The organism is Roseomonas sp. GC11, assembly GCF_024437745.1.
GTDB lineage: Bacteria > Pseudomonadota > Alphaproteobacteria > Acetobacterales > Acetobacteraceae > Pseudoroseomonas.
The window spans coordinates 32061-49884 of record NZ_JANFNY010000025.1; the positions used below are offsets into that span (position 1 = coordinate 32061).

Annotated in this window: 17 protein-coding genes; 4 read left to right on the forward strand and 13 right to left on the reverse strand. The window is 68.9% G+C overall.

Going from position 1 to position 17824, the window contains the following annotated elements:
- Positions 1-6: 6 nt before the first annotated feature.
- Genes NON00_RS09990 through NON00_RS10005 form a run of 4 tightly spaced genes read right to left on the reverse strand, consistent with a single transcriptional unit; the run spans position 7 to position 5039 of the window.
- Complete coding sequence (locus tag NON00_RS09990) at positions 7-1617, reverse strand: ABC transporter ATP-binding protein (RefSeq protein ID WP_256020213.1); 1611 nt, start codon at positions 1615-1617, stop codon at positions 7-9.
- Positions 1614-2459 carry an ABC transporter permease gene (locus NON00_RS09995; RefSeq protein ID WP_256020216.1) on the reverse strand — a complete coding sequence of 282 codons (846 nt, stop codon included), beginning with the start codon at positions 2457-2459 and terminating at the stop codon, positions 1614-1616. The genes NON00_RS09990 and NON00_RS09995 overlap by 4 nt, the downstream gene beginning before the upstream one ends.
- On the reverse strand, positions 2456-3442 hold the full coding sequence (locus NON00_RS10000) for an ABC transporter permease (protein ID WP_256020219.1): 987 nt from the start codon (positions 3440-3442) through the stop codon (positions 2456-2458). Before NON00_RS10000 ends, NON00_RS09995 begins: the two co-directional genes overlap by 4 nt.
- Before the next feature lie 10 nt (positions 3443-3452).
- Entirely contained in the window at positions 3453-5039 is a 1587-nt protein-coding gene (locus tag NON00_RS10005; RefSeq protein WP_256020221.1) for an ABC transporter substrate-binding protein, read from the reverse strand.
- 91 nt (positions 5040-5130) lie between these two features.
- Between NON00_RS10005 and NON00_RS10010 the strand changes: the two genes are divergently transcribed.
- Complete coding sequence (locus NON00_RS10010; RefSeq protein WP_256020224.1) at positions 5131-6162, forward strand: histone deacetylase family protein; 1032 nt, start codon at positions 5131-5133, stop codon at positions 6160-6162.
- A gap of 53 nt (positions 6163-6215) precedes the next feature.
- A complete protein-coding gene (locus NON00_RS10015; protein WP_256020226.1) occupies positions 6216-7724 on the forward strand; it encodes a YifB family Mg chelatase-like AAA ATPase in 1509 nt (502 codons plus the stop codon).
- A 128-nt stretch (positions 7725-7852) separates the two neighbouring features.
- On the opposite strand, the gene NON00_RS10020 is transcribed toward NON00_RS10015, so the two are convergent.
- A complete protein-coding gene (locus tag NON00_RS10020; RefSeq protein ID WP_256020229.1) occupies positions 7853-8029 on the reverse strand; it encodes a hypothetical protein in 177 nt (58 codons plus the stop codon).
- A 161-nt stretch (positions 8030-8190) separates the two neighbouring features.
- Positions 8191-8499 (reverse strand): hypothetical protein, encoded by a 309-nt coding sequence (locus tag NON00_RS10025; protein ID WP_256020232.1) that lies wholly within the window; start codon positions 8497-8499, stop codon positions 8191-8193.
- Positions 8500-8580: 81 nt separating this feature from the next.
- Here NON00_RS10025 and NON00_RS10030 point away from each other — a divergent pair, with 81 nt between their 5' ends.
- Positions 8581-8898, forward strand: a complete 318-nt coding sequence (locus NON00_RS10030) for a hypothetical protein (protein ID WP_256020235.1) — start codon at positions 8581-8583, stop codon at positions 8896-8898.
- A gap of 12 nt (positions 8899-8910) precedes the next feature.
- On the opposite strand, the gene NON00_RS10035 is transcribed toward NON00_RS10030, so the two are convergent.
- The 7 genes from NON00_RS10035 to NON00_RS10065 all read right to left on the reverse strand — a co-directional run bounded on the left by NON00_RS10035 (position 8911) and on the right by NON00_RS10065 (position 16129).
- Complete coding sequence (locus tag NON00_RS10035) at positions 8911-9228, reverse strand: hypothetical protein (RefSeq protein WP_256020237.1); 318 nt, start codon at positions 9226-9228, stop codon at positions 8911-8913.
- A gap of 5 nt (positions 9229-9233) precedes the next feature.
- On the reverse strand, positions 9234-11333 hold the full coding sequence (gene fusA / locus NON00_RS10040; protein ID WP_305123289.1) for an elongation factor G: 2100 nt from the start codon (positions 11331-11333) through the stop codon (positions 9234-9236).
- Between the two features lie 683 nt (positions 11334-12016).
- Positions 12017-12433 (reverse strand): RNA polymerase-binding protein DksA, encoded by a 417-nt coding sequence (gene dksA, locus NON00_RS10045; protein WP_256020241.1) that lies wholly within the window; start codon positions 12431-12433, stop codon positions 12017-12019.
- Positions 12434-12911: 478 nt separating this feature from the next.
- Positions 12912-13868 (reverse strand): beta-ketoacyl-ACP synthase III, encoded by a 957-nt coding sequence (locus NON00_RS10050; protein ID WP_256020243.1) that lies wholly within the window; start codon positions 13866-13868, stop codon positions 12912-12914.
- 71 nt (positions 13869-13939) lie between these two features.
- Positions 13940-15025 carry a phosphate acyltransferase PlsX gene (gene plsX, locus NON00_RS10055; RefSeq protein WP_370688699.1) on the reverse strand — a complete coding sequence of 362 codons (1086 nt, stop codon included), beginning with the start codon at positions 15023-15025 and terminating at the stop codon, positions 13940-13942.
- A gap of 47 nt (positions 15026-15072) precedes the next feature.
- Entirely contained in the window at positions 15073-15276 is a 204-nt protein-coding gene (gene rpmF, locus NON00_RS10060) for a 50S ribosomal protein L32 (RefSeq protein ID WP_256020245.1), read from the reverse strand.
- 112 nt (positions 15277-15388) lie between these two features.
- Positions 15389-16129 carry a GntR family transcriptional regulator gene (locus NON00_RS10065; RefSeq protein ID WP_256020247.1) on the reverse strand — a complete coding sequence of 247 codons (741 nt, stop codon included), beginning with the start codon at positions 16127-16129 and terminating at the stop codon, positions 15389-15391.
- 305 nt (positions 16130-16434) lie between these two features.
- Between NON00_RS10065 and chrA the strand changes: the two genes are divergently transcribed.
- Positions 16435-17763, forward strand: a complete 1329-nt coding sequence (gene chrA / locus NON00_RS10070; RefSeq protein WP_256020249.1) for a chromate efflux transporter — start codon at positions 16435-16437, stop codon at positions 17761-17763.
- Positions 17764-17824: the final 61 nt, after the last annotated feature.

The following is a 17824-nucleotide window of genomic DNA, read 5'->3' on the forward strand; positions in this document are numbered from 1 at the left end:
AGTCCTTCAGGCAGGTGTCAGCACCGGTGGGGTCCAGCCCCGGCCGGGAATGCTGTCGAGCAGGGCGCGCGTATAGGCGTGGCGCGGGGCGCCGAAGACCTCGGCGGTCGGCCCCTGCTCGACGATGGCGCCGCGCTGCATGACGGCGATGCGGTCGCAGATCTGCGCGGCGACGCGCAGGTCATGCGTGATGAACAACATGGTCAGGCCCAGGCGCTGGCGGATTTCCGCCAGCAGGTCGAGCACCTGCGCCTGGACGGAGACATCCAGCGCGGAGACCGGCTCATCGGCGATGAGCAGTTCCGGCTGCATGGCCAGCGCGCGGGCGAGACCGATGCGCTGCCGCTGCCCGCCGCTGAACTCGTGCGGGAAGCGCTCCATCGCCGAGGGATCGAGCCGCACCAGCCGCAGCAGGTCGAGCGCGCGCTGCCGCGCCTCTTCCACGCTGACACCGTGGGTGACAGGGCCTTCCATGATCGCATCGCCCACCCTGCGGCGCGGGTTGAGCGAGGCATAGGGGTCCTGAAACACCATCTGGATGCGGCGCCGGTAGGGCAGCCAGCCCTGGCGCGAGAGCGGGCGGAGATCCTTGCCATGGAACAGGATTTCGCCGGCTTCCGGTTCCACCAGGCGCACCACGCAGCGCGCCAGGGTGGATTTGCCGGAGCCGCTCTCGCCGACCAGGCCCAGCGTCTCGCCCTTGTTCAGGGTGAAGTCGGCATCGTGGATGGCCTTCACCGTGGCGCGCGCGCCGAACCAGCCGCCGCGCTGGTAGGTCTTGGTGACGCCCTTCAGCGACAGCACCGGCATGGGCCGGATGGGCGCACGCTCCGGCGCCGCGCCATGCGGCACGGCGGCGATCAGCGCGCGGGTATAGGGATGGCGCGGCGCGTTCAGCACCTGTGCCGCCGGCCCCTGCTCGACGATGCGGCCATGCTGCATCACCGCCACGCGGTCGGCAATCTCCGCCACCACACCGAAATCATGGGTGATGAACATGACGCCCATGCCCTTGCGCGACTGGATCTCGCGGATCAGGCGCAGGATCTGCATCTGCGTCGTCACGTCGAGCGCCGTGGTCGGCTCATCGGCGATGAGCAGCGCGGGCTCGAGCGCCAGGGCCATGGCGATCATCACGCGCTGCCGCTGGCCACCGGAGAGGCGGAAGGGGTGCATGCGCGCGATCGCCGCCGGGTCCGGCAGGTTCACCGCCGCCAGGAGTTCCGGCACGCGCGCCCTGGCCTCCGCCGCGCGGCCATGCACGGCCAGCGCCTCGGCGATCTGGTCCCCCACCTTCATCAGCGGGTTCAGCGCCGTCATCGGCTCCTGGAACACCATCGCCATGCGGCGGCCCCGGCGGGAGCGCAGCGCCTCGGCCGAAAGGCCCAGCACATCCTCGCCCTCGAAGGTGATACGGCCGGATTTCACCTTCAGCGTCTTGGGCAGCAGGCCCATCACCGTATTGGCGGTGATCGACTTGCCCGAGCCGCTTTCACCGACGACACAGAGAATCTCGCCGGCATCGAGATGCAGCGACAGATCCTCGACGGCATGCGGCCGGTCGGCGCCCGGCGGCAGAGCAACCGTGAGAGAATCGACGGTCAGCAGACGGGTCATGCCTTCCCCCCGCGGTTGCGCGCCAGGCGCGGATTGAGCGCGTCGGACAGGCCCTCGCCCACGAGATTGAGCGAGAGCACGGTGAGGAAGATGGCAATGCCGGGAAAGACGCTCATCCACCATGCCATGCGGATCACGCTGCGCCCGGAGCCGATGAGGAAGCCCCAGGACATCATGTTGGGATCACCAAGGCCCAGGAAGGACAGCGCGCTTTCCAGCAGGATGGCCGAGGCCACCATCAGCGAGGACAGCACGACAATGGGTGACAGCGCATTGGGCAGGATGTCGCCCACCACGATGGACAGGCGCGACTTGCCGAGCACCTCGGCCGCCTGAACGAATTCGCGCGAGCGCAGGGACAGAAACTCGGCGCGCACCACCCGCGCCACGGGCGGCCAGGACACCACGGCGATGGCGAAGACAATGGACCCGATGCTCGGCGTGAAGATGGCGACGAGGAGAATGGCCAGCACGAAGCTCGGGATGGTCTGGAAGAATTCGGTGAAGCGCATCACCACGTCATCCGCCACGCCGCCGAGATAGCCCGCGACGGCGCCCAGGCTGACGCCGATGGCCAGCGCGGCGACGGTGGACACCGCCCCCACCAGCAGCGAGACGCGCGCGCCATGGGCGATGCCGGCGGCGACATCGCGCCCCAGGCTGTCCGTGCCAAGCAGCATGCCCATCTCGCCCGGCGGGGCGAAGGGCATGCCCGCCATGTCCCACGGGCTGCCGGGGAAAAGCACCGGCGCCAGCACGGCCAGCAGCAGCACCAGCAGCAGCACCGCCAGACCCACCACGGCCCCGCGGTTGCGGCGGAAGTTGCGCCAGAATTCCTTCATCGGGCCACCTCCACGCGCGGATCGACGATGGCGTAAAGAAGATCCGTGATCAGGTTGAACAGCACCACCATCACGCTGGTGCAGAAGAACACGCCGAGCAGCACCTGATAGTCGCGCGCCAGCAGCGCCTCGAAGGCCAGGCGGCCGATGCCGGGCCAGGCGAAGACCGTCTCCACCAGGATGGACCCACCGATCAGCTGCCCCGCCTGGATGCCGGCGAAGGTGATGACCGGCAGCAGCGCATTGCGCAGAATATGCCGCCGCAGGATGCGCCCTTCCGGCACGCCCTTGGCCCGCGCGGTCTTGACGAAATCCTGGTCCGCCACCTCCAGCATCGTCGCGCGCGAGAGGCGGGCATAGACGGCAACATAGAACAGCCCGAGCGTCAGCCCCGGCAGCAGCAGGTGCTTCGCCACATCCAGCACCGCCGCGATGCCGTGCAGCTCGACACCCACCGAGGCCATGCCAAAGGACGGCAGCCATTCCAGCGCCACGCTGAACAGCAGCACCAGCATCAGCCCCACCCAGAACAGCGGCGTGGCGTAGAAAGTCAGCGCCAGGATGGTGATGATCGAATCCCCCCAGGTGCCGACGCGGCGCGCCGCCAGCGCGCCCATCGCCACGCCGACGCTGATGGCGAAGACGAAGGCTGCGCCCGTCAGCAGCAGCGTCGCCGGCAGGCGGTCCAGCAGCAGCGCCGCGACCGAAACCTGCTGGCGATGGCTGAATCCGAGATCGAGCGTCAGCACGCCCTTCAGATAAAGCCAGAGCTGCACGTAAAGCGGCTGGTCCAGGCCGAACTGCGCGCGCAACTGGGCCAGGAACTTGGCATCGGCCGCGCCGGACTGCCCGGCGATGATGCTCGCCGGGTCGCCGGGTGCGGCATGGATCAGGAAGAAATTGCAGACGACGATCGCCAGGATGACGACCGCCGCCTTCACGGCACGGGCCAGCAGAAAGGCCGGCAGCCTCGACAGTTCCATGCCGCTGCGATCAGGCGAAGAAGACGTCGTCGAAGCTGGCATGCACCCCGGCGCCGGAGGTGATGATGTTGTGCAGCTTCTTGTCATAGATGCTGGGGAAAGCCATCTCCATCAGCCAGACCAGCGGCACCTCCTCCACCAGGATCTTCTGCACGGCGCTGAAGGCGGCCTGCCGCGCCTTCGGGTCAGCGGCGTCACGGCCCTGGGTGAACAGCTCATCCACCTTCGGGTTGGCGTAGCCGGAGACGTTGGAGAACAGGATCTTCTTGATGTTGGTCGAGACGTAGCTGCGCTCCACGCCCAGCGTCGGGTCGCCATACTGGTAGAGGTAGTTGATGGTGGTGTCGAAATCCCAGTTCGCCGTGCGCTGCGCCCAGGTGCCGACATCGACGCTCTCAAGCTGCAGGTCCACGCCCACCTGGCGCAGCGACTGCTTGAGGAACTCGGCGAGGCGCGTGAAGACCTCGCCATAGGGCAGGCTCATATGCCTGATTGTGAAGCGTACGCCCTGCGCATTCGGCTTCAGCCCGGCATCGTCGAGCAGCTTCTTCGCCGTCTCCACATTATAGGCCGGCATCTTCGCGCTGGCGTCGTAGAAACGCGTGGCGCTGGAGACGGGGCCGGTGGCCGGCTTGCCGATGCCGAACCACAGCCGCTGCGCGATGAAGTCGCGATTCACCGCATGCGCCAGCGCCTGCCGCACCCGCACATCATCGAGCGGCTTCACGCGGTGGTTCAGCTCCAGCCACATCAGCGGGCCGAAATACTCCCACCCCGCCGTCTGCACCTCCAGGTTGGGGCGCGCGCGCATCTGCGGAATGTCAAAGGGCTCGATATCGTTCGACTGGGTGAGCTGCACCTGCCCCGTCTCCAGCGCGAGGCGGCGGGACTGGCTGTCCGGCACCACGCGGTAGATGATGGCATCCAGGTAAGGCTGCCCCGGCTTCCAGTAATCGGCGAAGCGCTCCAGGCGGATGAAGTTGCCGCGCTGCCACTCGACAAAGCGGAACGGGCCGGTGCCGACGGGCTTCTGCACCACCGGCGCCTGCCGGTAATCCTGCCCCTCGAAGAGATGCTTCGGCACGATGGCGGAGACCGTCACGTCGAACATCAGCAGGAAAGGCTCGAAGGGCGCGGAGAGGATGAATTTCGCGGTGTGCGGATCAACCACCACGCCTTCCTTGATGCGCGCGAAGACACCACGCGCGCGCGGCGAGACCTCCATATGGAACTTCATGATGGAGAAGATGACGTCTTCCGCCGTCATCGGCGTGCCGTCATGGAACTTCACATTCTCCTGAAGGCGGAAGGTGTATTCGAGGCCGTCGGCGCTCACCTCCCAGCTCTTCGCCAGTTCCGGCAGCGGTTCGAGCTTCGCGCTGTAGCGCAGCAGCCCCTGGAAGATCTTGCCGCCGACGATCAGCGTCGGCGCCTGGTTGTTGACGCCGATATGCAGCACCGGCGGCTCAGGGTTCACGATGGTGGTCAGCGTCCCGCCGCGCTTGGGCTGGATGCCCTGCGCCAGCGCCTCCTCGGCGCGCATCAGCCAGGGGGTAACGGCCGCAGCGGCCATGAGGCCGCGACGTGAAATACCCATTTGATCTCTCCCGATGAAACTTCCCGGGACGAACGCTAGACCTGCCTCGGGCGGATCGACAAGACGCTGAGTCGGGCATAGCCTTTTTGGCATGCGAGCTTTTGCCCACCCCGATCAGTCGCGGCACGCGCCGCAATTCTTCCTCCAGCGCGGCCAGGTCCGCGGCAATTTCGAGGTGCCGGCGCGGGCAGAAGCCCTGCTGGCGGCCTTGCAGGAGATGCGCCTGGGCGTCGAGACGCCGGCCACCGTCGCAGCCGAGGCCCTGCACGCCGTGCATGATGCCGGCTATGTCCGCTTCCTCGCCGAGGCCGCCACGGCCTGGGCGCAATTGCCCGACAAGGGGCCGGAAGTGGTGGCGAACATGCATCCCTCGCCGGAGATGCTATCGCAGGGCGCTACCTTGCCGGAGGCCATGGTCGGCCGTGTCGGCTGGTACACCGCCGATACCGCATGCCCGATCGGCCCCGGCAGCTGGGCCTCGATCCTCGGCGCCGCGAGCTGCGCCCTGGCCGCGGCCGAGGTCGCCGCCGCCGGGGGCTGTGCCTATGCCCTGGCCCGCCCGCCCGGCCACCACGCCTATGCCGCGCGCGCCGGTGGCCATTGCTACGTCAACAACAGCGCCCTGGCCGCCGAGCATCTCCGCGGCGCCGGGGCGAAGCGCGTCGCCGTCATCGATATCGACGCGCATCACGGCAACGGCACCCAGGGCATCTTCTGGGAGCGGCCGGATGTGCTGACCGTCTCCGTCCATGGTGACCCGGCGGGCTATTACCCCTGGTATGTCGGCTATGCCACGGAGACCGGCGGCGGCGCCGGGGCGGGTGCCAACCTGAACCTCCCCCTCGCCCAGGGCAGCGGTGACGCGGCGTGGCTGGCGGCCGTGCGCCAGGCCGCTGAGCGCGCCCGCGCCTTCGGGGCTGAGGCGCTGATCGTGCCCCTCGGCTTCGATGCCTCGGAGCATGAGCCGCTGAGCTTCCTGAAGGTCACCGCCGATGGTTTCGCCCGCGCGGGTGAAATCCTCTCCGGCCTCGGCCTGCCCACGGCGGTGGTGCAGGAAGGCGGCTACAATGTCGAGAAGATCGGCGGCCTGCTGCGCCGCTTCCTGGAGGGCTGGGGGCGCTGAGACCCTCACCCCGGCGTTGAAGATCGGGGCATGGAACGATACTAAATCGTTTCATGTCCATCGCCCGCCTCGCCAGCTTCTCCTTCGCCGGCGTCGAAGCCCTGCCCGTCGAGGTGCAGGTCCAGATTGCCGGCGGGCTGCCCGCCTTTCTCCTGGTCGGCCTGCCGGACAAAGCCGTGGCGGAAAGCCGCGAGCGCGTGCGGGCGGCGCTGCACGGGCTGGGCCTTTCCCTGCCACCCAAGCGCATCCTCATCAACCTCGCCCCTGCCGGGTTGCAGAAGGAAGGGCCGCATCTGGATCTGCCCATCGCCCTGGCCCTGCTGGCGGCGATGGACATCCTGCCGCGCGAGGAACTCACCAGCCTGGCGGCACTGGGAGAACTGGCGCTGGATGGCGGCATCGGCCCGGTGCCGGGCATCCTGCCCGCCGCCCTGGCCGCCGCGACGCGCGGGCTCGGCCTCATCTGCCCCGCCGCGCAGGGGCCGGAGGCGCTGTGGGCCGGCTCGCTGGAGGTGCTGGCGGCGGAGACGCTGCAACAGGTCATCGCGCATCTGACAGGGCGGCAGGTGCTCTCCCCCCCGCGCCCGGCGCCACTGGAGGAAGAGGCCAGCGCCGGCCCCTGCCTCTCCGACCTGAAGGGGCAGGAGAGCGCCAAGCGCGCCCTGGAGATCGCCGCGGCGGGCCGCCACAACCTGCTTCTGGTCGGGCCACCCGGGGCGGGGAAGTCCATGCTGGCGCAGCGCCTGCCCTCTCTCCTGCCGGACCTGACGCCGGCGGAGGCGCTGGAGGTCAGCCTCGTCCGCAGCGTGGCCGGGCTGATCGAGGAAGGCCGCATTTCCGCCCGCCCCCCCTTCCGGGACCCCCACCACTCGGCCAGTCAGGCCGCGCTGGTGGGGGGCGGGGCGCGGGTGCGGCCGGGGGAGATCAGCCTGGCGCATCACGGCGTGCTCTTCCTGGACGAATTGCCGGAATTCACCCGCCCCGCCCTGGAGGCGCTGCGCCAGCCGCTGGAAAGCGGCCGCTGCGTCATCAGCCGCGCCAGCGCCCATGTCACCTATCCGGCGCGCTTCCAACTGGTGGCGGCCATGAATCCCTGCCGCTGTGGCCATCTGGGCGATGCCACGCGCGAATGCGGCTCCGCTCCGCGCTGTGGCGAAACCTATCAGGCGCGGCTCTCCGGACCGCTGCTGGACCGCATCGACCTGCATGTGCCCATGGCCCCCGTGCGCCCCGGCGAACTGGCCCGGGCCCCACGGGGCGAAAGCTCCCTCCATGTGGCCGCCCGCATCCGGGCGGCCCGCGCCTTCCAGGCCGGGCACGGCATGCCCCCGGGCCAGCACAATGCGGACTTGCCCCTGGAAGCTCTGGTCGCCACGACGGGGCCCGAGGCCCTGGCCCTGGCCGAACGCGCCGCCACACAGTTGGGGTTATCGAACCGGGCCTTCACCCGCTGCCTGCGCGTGGCGCGCAGCATCGCGGACCTCGCCGCCTCGCCCCGGATCGAACGACACCATCTGGCGGAAGCCTTGACCTACCGGCAGCGAGGGCCCGCCGAAAGATAAGTTATTGAAATTTATCTTCTTTTTCTGAAGAAAAAGAAGCAAAAAGACTTTTCCAGTTTTCTGGCACGCTGAATTTTCGGGCAAACTGAAAAAAGTTTTTTGGTTCTTTTTTTCAAAAAAGAACGCTTCTACCCCTGGCTGAAATGGGCCGCGCGCTGGCGATGGCGGCGGGTGCGGCTTTGCCGGCTGCGCCATTGCAGCAGCGGGCCCACCGCCAGGAGGGGCACCGTGGCCAGCACACAGAGGCCCAGCCATGCCGCCAGCACCCGGGCCCCCAGCGCATAGGCCAGGGCGGCCATGGTCATGCTGGCCGCATTGCACCCGGCAGCCAGCAGCCACCAGAGCTTGGCCTGATGCAGAAGCCGCGCCTGCTGCCCCGGTTCGACACCCTGGAGGGTATAGGCCTGCCCTTGCTCGTCGACCTCGTAGAGCCGCTTTGGATCAAGCGGGAAAAGAGGCGGCGTGCTCAGCGGCGGGTCACGGTGAAGCTGAAATTCTTGCCCACCACCGTGCCACCCCGGCGCACCCGCCACCACAGCGTGCAAAAGGCGATCACCCCGGCCAGCAGCGCCACCGGCAAGGCCAGGGCAAAGGCCGCAACGGCCACGCCGGCGACCACGATGCCAGCCGCCAGCAGCGCCGCCAGGGCCGCGGCACCGCCGATGCGCAGCAAGAGGCGATCGAGCCAGGTCGCCTGGCGCGGCGGCGCAGGGTCGCGGAATTCCCCTTCCGGGGTCATATCCAGAACGGGGCGGTCGGAAGATCGCGGGTCCATGAGCAGGATGTTGCCTCAGCCAGCGGCCAGTTCAAGAGGCATCGCTTCGGCACCTGTGCCGAACATGCTAGGGAGGCGGCCATGGCGCACCCCTCCTTCCCATCCATTGCCCTGCTGCTGCTCGGCCTGTGCGCCGCCCTGCCCGCCCCCCCGGCGCGGGCAGAGGCGCCACGCCGCCCCAGCGCGGCGCAACTGGAAGACATCCGCCGCTGGCTCTGCCCGCATGGCGGCTCTCCGGTGAAGGGTGTGCCCGGCCGCTGTGACCGCGGCATGGACCGCACGCCCTGGGACAATGGCCTTGCCCCGGCGGCCCGCAACGCGGTGATGGCCTGCCCGGAAGGCACGCGGCCAGTGCTGGCGCGCGGCCATCGCGATATCATCCGCTGCCTGCCCAGTTGACGGAGAAGCACCTCAACCGGCCAGCGCGGCCTCAGCCCTGCGCACCGCCTGGAGGGGCAGGCTGGCCCGCCCCACCACCTGGTTGCCGATCAGCACCAGCCAGCGATTCTCGCTGACACTGGGGCGCAGCTCGACCACCCGCGCCTCGTCATCGAGCGCGACGGCGTGGCGGAGGTGCCAGCGGAACCAGACCGGCCCCCGAACGCGAACGACGCGGGCGATAGGATCGCCCGCGTCGTCACAACCCACCCACTCCAGCGCCCGGTGCGGGTCTGCCGCACCAGGGCCGGGGTCTTCGATGCGGCCGCGCTGCCAGCGGAGCCGCATCATGGCAATCAGGCGCTCTTCGCCATGATCTCTTCCGCGACGTTGCGCGGCACCGGATCATAGTGGTGGAACTGCATGGAGAAGGACGCGCGGCCCTTCGTCATGCCACGCAGGTTGGAGATGTAGCCGAACATCTCCTTCAGCGGCACATGGGCGCGGACGATGACCGAGGTGCCGGCCATGTCCTGGCTCTGGATGATGCCGCGGCGGCGGTTCAGGTCGCCCACGACGTCACCGACGTGATCCTGCGGCGTGGTCACCTCGACGTCCATGATCGGCTCGAGGATGACCGGGCCGGCCTTCTTCATGCCTTCGCGGAAGCAGGCCTTGGCGGCGATTTCGAAGGCGAGCGCCGAGGAGTCGACGTCGTGGTACTTGCCGTCCGTCAGGGTGTACTTGAAGTCCACCGTCGGGAAGCCGGCCAGCACGCCGGTGTCGGCCTGGACCTTGATGCCCTTCTCGACCGCCGGGATGTATTCCCGCGGCACCGAGCCACCGACGACGGCATTGACGAACTCGATGCCCTCGTTGCGCTCCTTCGGCTCGAAGGTGATCTTCACCTCGGCGAACTGGCCCGAGCCACCCGACTGCTTCTTGTGGGTGTAGGTCTCGGTGTGCGCCTTGGTGATCGTCTCGCGATAGGCCACCTGCGGGGCGCCGATATTGGCGTCCACGCCATATTCGCGCTTCAGGCGGTCGATGATGATCTCGAGGTGCAGCTCGCCCATGCCGGAGAGGATGGTCTGGCCCGTCTCCTGATCCGTCTTCAGGCGCAGCGAGGGGTCCTCGCCGGCCAGCTTCTGGAGGCCGAGGGTCATCTTCTCGACGCCGTCCTTGGTCTTCGGCTCGACGGAGATGTCGATGACGGGGACCGGGAAGGCCATGCGCTCGAGCACGACGGGGTCGGCCGGGTCGGCCAGGGTGTCACCCGTGCCGGTGTCCTTCATGCCGACGACGGCGACGATGTCACCGGCGAAGATTTCCTTCACCTCTTCGCGCTTATCGGCGTGCATCTGGAACATGCGGCCGATGCGCTCCTTGTGCCCCTTGGTCGTGTTCAGCATGGTGTCACCCTGCTTGATCACGCCCGAGTACACGCGGATGAAGGTCAGATTGCCGTACTTGTCGTTGATGATCTTGAAGGCCAGCGCCGAGAAGGGCGCGGTCTCGGAGACCTCGATGACGCGGCGGTCGGCGTTGGGATCGTCCTCCTCGCCTTCCTCCGGGGCCACCTTGATGCCCTCGACGTCGACGGGGCTCGGCAGGTAGTCGACCACGGCGTCCAGCAGCGGCTGCACGCCCTTGTTCTTGAAGGAGGAGCCGCAGACGACCGGGCGGAAGGCGCCGGAGATCGTGCCCTTCTTGATGCAGGCCTTCAGCGTCTCGACGGCCACATCGCCCTTCTCGAAATACTCTTCCATCGCCGCGTCATCCATGGAGAGCGCGGTGTCGAGCAGGATCTGGCGGTACTCGGCGGCCTTGTCGGCCAGGTCGGCGGGGATCTCGGCCTCGTGGTACTTGGCGCCGAGCTCGTCGCCTTCCCAGATCAGGGCCTTCATCGTCACCAGGTCGACGATGCCCTTCAGGTTGTCCTCGATGCCGATCGGCAGCTGCAGGGCGACCCAGGTGATGCCGAGCTTCTCGGTCAGCGTCGCCGCGGCGCGGTAGAAGTCGGCGCCCGTGCGGTCCAGCTTGTTGATGTAGATGATGCGCGGGACGTTGTAGCGGTCGGCCAGGCGCCAGTTGGTCTCGGACTGCGGCTGCACGCCGGCCACGCCCTCGATCACGAACACCGCGCCATCGAGCACGCGCAGGGAGCGGTTCACCTCGATGTTGAAGTCGATGTGGCCCGGGGTGTCGATGATGTTGATGCGGTGCTCATTCCACTCGGCGGTCACGGCGGCGGAGGTGATCGTGATGCCACGCTCCCGCTCCTGCTCCATGTAGTCCGTCGTGGTGTTGCCCTCGTGGACCTCACCGATCTTGTGGGACTTGCCGGTGTAATACAGGATCCGCTCGGTCGTCGTGGTCTTGCCGGCGTCGATATGCGCCGTGATGCCGATATTGCGGATCTTCTCGAGCGGGGTGCGCGCCACGGGGGCCTCCATACGCGTCGCGGCGGCAGCCGCGCGGAACAAGTTTAACGCGGCAGGTGCCGCGCGGGAATCGCCATCGAGCCAAGCGCGGCTTCCCGTCCCGCGCGCTCGCCGAATGTCAAACTGCCGGTTCCGGGCTGCCGCAGGGGATTGGCCTGGGGAAGCGGCTGGCTGGGTGTTGCCCCTGCCTCGCCGCCGCCGCATGCTCGAACCCGAATGGCCGAACGGTGTCCCGGAACCGACGGGGGCGGCCATCGCCAGGGCGATTCACCGCACCCACCGTCGCGCGGCAGATGCACCGGATCGGCCCGCATTGCAAGCGATAAGAGCGCGAAACCCCCGCGTCCCGGCCCCGCGGGGCCGCCCGCCGCCACCCGGCCGGCTCCTGCCGGAGCAGGTCTGCCCTGGCGCGGCGGAAAGCGGGAACGGAAAGGCGGCATGCGGCAGCGCCGCGCATCCTGACATGATGCAGCGCGGCAGGAAGCGGGCAAGGGAAGAGAGGCGTGACAGCCGAATGGCAGGCACGGCACTCAGAGTGCGGCACGCAAGGCTGGCCTGCACGGCAACGGCATCATGCGCGGGCGGAGGTGGTGCCGGGCGGGGCTTGCCCCCAAGGCCGGCCACCCTGCGCCGAGGGGCAGGCAGCCGCGTGTTCCTGGTCCTGGCGGGGCTGGGCTCCCGCCAGGAAAGCCGCATCAATCGTCGCGGTGGACGCGTTCCATCCGCTCGTGGCGCTCCTGCGCCTCGATGGACAGGGTGGCGATGGGGCGGGCTTCGAGCCGGCGCAGGCCGATCGGCTCCCCCGTCTCCTCGCAATAGCCGTAGGTGCCGTTCTCGATCCGCTCCAGAGCCTGGTCGATCTTGGAGATCAGCTTGCGGGCGCGGTCGCGGGTGCGGAGTTCCAGGGCGCGGTCGGTCTCGACACTGGCGCGATCGGTCAGATCGGCCTCGGCGATGCCGCCTTCGCTCAGGCTGGCGAGCGTATCCCCGGCTTCACGCAGCAGATCCTGGCGCCAGCGCAGCAGCTTCTGGCGGAAGTATTCCTGCTGCAGGGGGTTCATGAACTCTTCGGAGTCAGACGGCCGGTAGTCTGGCGGCACAGTGATCAGCATTGTGGTTCGATCCCCCGACCGAAAGAGGCCCGGCTTCTGTTCCGGCCCCTGAAGGCGGCCGGACCATACAGGGGCGGGGGGGATAAAGCCAAGAGGCAGGCCTGTGGCTGAGTCGATGAAATTTCGACTCAACCGCCCCACCTGCTGATGGTTTGGACAGCCTGCCTTACGGGACGGCAAAAATTAATGGGAAACCAAATAGGCAAGGGCCGCCAGCGCCAGCAGAACCATCACCGCCCCTTTGAGCGGCGTCTTCCAATCCACCGCATCGGGGGCCCGGCTTTCTTCAGGCAGGGCGGTGGGGCGGCTCTGCCAGGTCCGCAGGATCGGGGCCGCGCTGGCCGCGTGACCATCATCAGGCATTCGGACCATTCCCTGGCCCCATCGCCGGGGCGGGCTACTCCGTGAAATACGGAAGCAGCGTCACCCTAGAGCCAGGAACAGAGATTTGTCCGAAAATTGAGACGAATCTGGTGCCTCAGATGCGCGCCAGCGCCGCACCCCAGGTCAGCCCGCCGCCAATGGCCTCCATCAGCACCAGATCGCCACGCGCGATACGGCCATCCCGCGTCGCCTCGGCCAGGGCCAGGGGAATGGAGGCCGCGGAGGTATTGGCATGCCGGTCCACCGCCACCACCACGCGTTCCGGCGGCAGGTCCAGCTTGCGCCCCATCGCCTCGATGATGCGCAGATTGGCCTGATGCGGCACCAGCCAGGCGACATCGCCCTTGGACAGGCCATTGGCCTGCAGCGCCTCATCCACCGCCGAGGCCAGCTTGCTGACGGCGTGGCGGAACACCTCGCGCCCGTTCATCCGCACCACGCCGGGGTGGCCCTCAAGATGCAGCAGGTCGCCAAAGCGCCCATCGGCATGCAGGTGGCAGGAGAGCAGGCCCCGCCCCACCTCGGCCTCCGTGCTGGCGCGCAGCAGCACGGCGCCGGCGCCATCGCCGAACAGCACGCAGGTGGTGCGGTCCGTCCAGTCGAGGATGCGGGAAAACACCTCGGCGCCGATCACCAGCACATTGCGCGCCTGCCCGGCGCGGATCATCGCATCCGCCACGGAGAGGGCATAGACGAAGCCGGTGCAGGCCGCCGCGAGATCGAAGGCGAAGCCGCGCGTCACGCCCAGCTTGGCCTGCACCCGCGCGGCGGTGGAGGGGAAGGCGGCATCCGGCGTGGCGGTGGCCACGATGATGCCATCCACCTCGGCGGCCTCCGCCCCGGCCTGCTCCAGCGCGGCGCGGGCGGCGGCGGCGGCAAGGTCGCTCGCCATCTCACCCGGCGCGGCGATGTGCCGCTGGCGGATGCCGGTGCGCTCGCGGATCCAGGCATCCGACGTATCGAGCCCGTGGCGCGCGGCCAGGCTGTCATTGTCGAGCACAAGGGCCGGCAGATAGCCGCCGGTGCCGGCGATCAGGGCGCGAGGGGTCATGCGGCGAGGTCCAGCAGGTCGGTGCGCAGGGGCGGCAGCAGAATCAGCGGGGAGGAATCAGCGAAGGCGAATCAGCGAACTGGTGCGCTGGATTCGGCGACGGCAGCGCGCCCCCGCGGCGGCAGCGCCGCCAGACCCTCACGGATACGCTCGTTGAAGCGGTGCGTCACCATATCCATGGCCACATCCACCGCATGGGCGAAGCCGAGGGCATCGGTACCGCCATGGCTTTTCACCACCACGCCGTTCAGGCCGATCAGCACGGCGCCGTTGTAGCGCCGCGGGTCCATCCATTCGCGCAGGCGGTCCAGCGCGGGGCGGGCCAGCAGGTAACCGAGCTTCGCCGTCCAGGAGGAGGTGAAGACCTGCTTCAGCAGGCTGCCCACCAGCTTGAAGGCGCCCTCGCCCGTCTTCAGGGCGACATTGCCGGTGAAGCCGTCCGTCACCACCACATCCACCGTGCCGGCGGTGATGTCGTGGCCCTCGACAAAGCCGTGGAACTGGGCGGAGAGGGGAGAATCGCGCAGCAGCTCGGCGGCGAGGCGGACGCGGTCATCCCCCTTCAGCTCCTCACTGCCCACATTCAGCAGGCCGATGCTCGGGCTGGTCAGCCCCAGCACGGCACGGGCGAAGGCATCGCCCATGATGGCGAACTCCACCAGGTTGCGCGCGTCGCAGGCGACATTCGCACCCAGGTCGAGCAGCACCACATCGCCCCGGGCGGAGGGCCCGATGGCGGCGAGAGCCGGCCGGTCGATCTCCGGCAGGGTCTTCACGACGATCTTGCCGAGCGCCATGAGCGCGCCGGTATTGCCGGCGGAGACGACGCCCGCCGCCTCGCCCGCCGCCACGGCATCAATGGCGATGCGCATGGAGGAGTTGCGGACGCGCAGCGCGGCCGTCGGCTTCATATCGCCGGGGATGGCCTCCGGCGCATGCCGGATGGCGCAGGCTCGCGCCGCCCGGGGGCGGCGCGACAGCAGGGCACCCAGGCGGACCTCATCGCCCACCAGGAGGAAACGGGCCTTGGGATGCCGCTCCGCGGCGATCTCCAGGCCGTCAAGCACCGAATCCGGGGCGTGATCACCGCCCATGGCATCGATGGCCAGGGCAAAGCCCCCGGCGGCACCGGGCTGCTGGAGGCCGCCCTGCGGCAATCCGACCTGCGACAAGGTGCCGTTTTCCCCTGGACGAGCGGGAGGCGTCAGGTGCGGACCGCGGCCTTCAGGGCCTTGCCGGCCTGGACGATCTCACGGCCATCATAATGGCCGCAGGACGCGCAGACATGATGCGGGCGCTTCAGCTCACCGCAGTTCGGGCACTCATGGTGCGCCTGGGCAGACAGAGCCTCGTGGCTGCGGCGCATCCCGCGGCGGGAGGGCGAAACCTTCTTCTTCGGAACGGCCATGGCGCCGGGCCTCTCTTCTCAGTGCTGTGCTGTGTAGAGTCAGCGGAAATCAAGGAAGGCGGGGCCATTACCACCGCACCCCCCAAGGTGCAAGCGTTACGGCCCGCGCGGCTCAATCCAACCGCACGGCGTAGCGGTGCCGCTCGGTGTCGATCATCGACAGGCGGACCTCAACAGGACGGTCCGCCACATCATACGCGATCCGCTGCACCATCAACAGGGGCGTGCCCACAGGTTTTCCAAGCGCCTCAGCGGTTTCCGCATCGGCCGGGGCGGCGGAAAGCTCCTCCTCCGCCCGCGCCACGGTGACGCCGTGGCTGCGCTGGAACAGGACATAAAGCTCCGTCGGCAGGTCCCCCGGCAGCAGCGCGAATCCGGGGAAGATCGCCGCCGAGAGGCAGCAGCGCTCAAAAATCCGCGGCGAGCCGTCCAGCTGCCGAATCCGCCGCAGCCGGATCACCGGCGCGCCCGCCGGCAGGCCCAGGGCCTTCGCCTCCCATTCCTCCGCCTCCCCCGGCGTGCAGGACAGCACGGTGATTCGCGACACCACCGCCCGGCCGCTGAGGTCGCGCACCCGGAAGAAGGTGAAGCGCGCCGTCTCGCTGGTATGCCGCGCGACGGTCGTGCCGCGCCCCTGGCGGCGGTCGATCAGGTGGCGGCGCTCCAGCCCCGCCAGGGCCTTGCGCACCGTACCCTGGGAAACCCCAAGCTCCGCCGCGAGATCCGGCTCCGCCGGCAGGAGATGGCCCGGTGGCCACTCCCCCCCCACGATGCGCCCGATCAGGATATCCTCCACCTGGCGGTAGAGCGGGCGGGCGTCCAGTCGCGGCGACGGGGCGTCGGGCATCGGCATGGCGGGTGGCAAACCTCCGGCAGGCAAGGCGGGCATGGTGCAGCGCGAAAGCCTCTCTTCACGATCCTGATGGCTGATTCAAGGCATCGGTAAAGAAAGACTTGTGTCTTATACAAGACCTGTTAGGATGAGGCTCTCGGGATTGCTCAGCAGGCCGAGTTTGGGGAGGAACGATCCCGCAAAGGGACGGAAAGCGTGATGACGGCGCCGGGCTGATGGCCAGGGCGCCGTCCGCGATTCTACCCCCCTCTTCCCGCCGCCCGCGCCTTCCGCTCTAACCGGCGGGCAGCGCGGAGATCACCGGCATGGCCCCTGGCATGGTCCCTCCTCAACACCCCGGCCTGGGCGAGGCCGCCCGGCTCTGGGCCCGAATCGGCTGCCTCTCCTTCGGCGGGCCGGCGGCACAGATCGCCCTGATGCACCGCGCCGTGGTCGAGGAAAAACGCTGGGTCGGCGAGGCCCGGTTCCTCCACGCCCTCAATTTCTGCATGCTGCTGCCTGGGCCCGAGGCCCAGCAGCTCGCCACCTATCTCGGCTGGCTGCTGCACGGGGTGCGGGGCGGGCTGGTGGCCGGGCTGCTGTTCATCCTGCCCGGCGCGGCGGTGATGCTCGGCCTCTCTCTTCTCTATGCGGCGCTGGGGGCGGTGCCGCTGGTGGCGGCGCTGTTCTTCGGCCTGCAATGCGCCGTCCTGGCCCTGGTGCTGGAAGCCCTGCTGAAAATCGCCCGGCGCGCCCTGCACGGGCCATTCGCCTGGGGGCTGGCGGGGCTCGCCTTCCTGGGCCTTTTCGCCCTGCACTGGCCCTTTCCGGCGGTGGTGGCGGGGGCTGCCCTGCTTGGCGCCGCATGGCCCGCCGCCTTCCAGCGCCCCACCGCCCCCACCCAGGCCGCCGAGGCCCCCGCGCTGATCGACCACCTGCTGGCCGCCGAGCCGGAGCGCCCCGCCCGCATGGCGCGCGGCGCCCGCCGGGCCGGGCTGGTGGCCCTGGCCCTCTGGCTCTGGCCCGTGGCCCTGCTGCGGGATGTGCCGCTCTTTGGCGAGATCGCCTGGTTCTTCTCCCGCATGGCGGTGGTCACCTTTGGCGGCGCCTATGCCGTGCTCGCCTATGTGGCGCAGGAGGCGGTGGGCCACTATGGCTGGCTGACGCCCGAGGCGATGCTCGCCGGCCTCGGCCTCGCCGAGACCACGCCGGGGCCGCTGATCCTCGTGCTGCAATTCGTGGGCTTCATGGCCGGATGGCCGCAGGGCGTGCTGGCGGCGCTGGCCACGGCGGGGCTGGCGCTCTGGGTTACCTTCGCGCCCTGCTTCGCCTGGATCTTCCTTGGCGCGCCCTTCATCGAGCGGCTCCAGGCCATGCCGCGGCTGCGCGGCGCCCTGGCGGCGGTCACCGCCGCCGTGGTCGGGGTCATCGCCAACCTCGCCCTGTGGTTCGCCCTGCGGCTGGTCTTCCGCGCGCAGGCCCGGCTGGAGCTGGGGCCCTTCGCGCTGGAACTGCCAGTGCCGGGCAGCCTCGACCCCGCGGCGCTGCTGCTCACCCTGCTGGCGGCACTGGCGCTGTTCCGCTTCCGGCTGGGCGTCCTGCCCCTGCTGGGCGGCAGCGCCGCGATGGGATTTTTCGTGAAATCAATGCTCTAAATTCTTCTTTTTCTAAAGAAAAAGAAGCAAAAAGACTTCTTTCAGGCTGCCGCCGTCTCCC

Bases quoted from the DNA above. Each gene is read 5' to 3' on its own strand.
- NON00_RS09990 (WP_256020213.1), bottom strand. From the start codon at position 1,617: ATGACCCGTCTGCTGACCGTCGATTCTCTCACGGTTGCTCTGCCGCCG.
- NON00_RS09995 (WP_256020216.1), bottom strand. From the start codon at position 2,459: ATGAAGGAATTCTGGCGCAACTTCCGCCGCAACCGCGGGGCCGTGGTG.
- NON00_RS10000 (WP_256020219.1), bottom strand. From the start codon at position 3,442: ATGGAACTGTCGAGGCTGCCGGCCTTTCTGCTGGCCCGTGCCGTGAAG.
- NON00_RS10005 (WP_256020221.1), bottom strand. From the start codon at position 5,039: ATGGGTATTTCACGTCGCGGCCTCATGGCCGCTGCGGCCGTTACCCCC.
- NON00_RS10010 (WP_256020224.1), top strand. From the start codon at position 5,131: ATGCGAGCTTTTGCCCACCCCGATCAGTCGCGGCACGCGCCGCAATTC.
- NON00_RS10015 (WP_256020226.1), top strand. From the start codon at position 6,216: ATGTCCATCGCCCGCCTCGCCAGCTTCTCCTTCGCCGGCGTCGAAGCC.
- NON00_RS10020 (WP_256020229.1), bottom strand. From the start codon at position 8,029: ATGACCATGGCCGCCCTGGCCTATGCGCTGGGGGCCCGGGTGCTGGCG.
- NON00_RS10025 (WP_256020232.1), bottom strand. From the start codon at position 8,499: ATGGACCCGCGATCTTCCGACCGCCCCGTTCTGGATATGACCCCGGAA.
- NON00_RS10030 (WP_256020235.1), top strand. From the start codon at position 8,581: ATGGCGCACCCCTCCTTCCCATCCATTGCCCTGCTGCTGCTCGGCCTG.
- NON00_RS10035 (WP_256020237.1), bottom strand. From the start codon at position 9,228: ATGATGCGGCTCCGCTGGCAGCGCGGCCGCATCGAAGACCCCGGCCCT.
- fusA (WP_305123289.1), bottom strand. From the start codon at position 11,333: ATGGAGGCCCCCGTGGCGCGCACCCCGCTCGAGAAGATCCGCAATATC.
- dksA (WP_256020241.1), bottom strand. From the start codon at position 12,433: ATGCTGATCACTGTGCCGCCAGACTACCGGCCGTCTGACTCCGAAGAG.
- NON00_RS10050 (WP_256020243.1), bottom strand. From the start codon at position 13,868: ATGACCCCTCGCGCCCTGATCGCCGGCACCGGCGGCTATCTGCCGGCC.
- rpmF (WP_256020245.1), bottom strand. From the start codon at position 15,276: ATGGCCGTTCCGAAGAAGAAGGTTTCGCCCTCCCGCCGCGGGATGCGC.
- NON00_RS10065 (WP_256020247.1), bottom strand. From the start codon at position 16,129: ATGCCGATGCCCGACGCCCCGTCGCCGCGACTGGACGCCCGCCCGCTC.
- chrA (WP_256020249.1), top strand. From the start codon at position 16,435: ATGGCCCCTGGCATGGTCCCTCCTCAACACCCCGGCCTGGGCGAGGCC.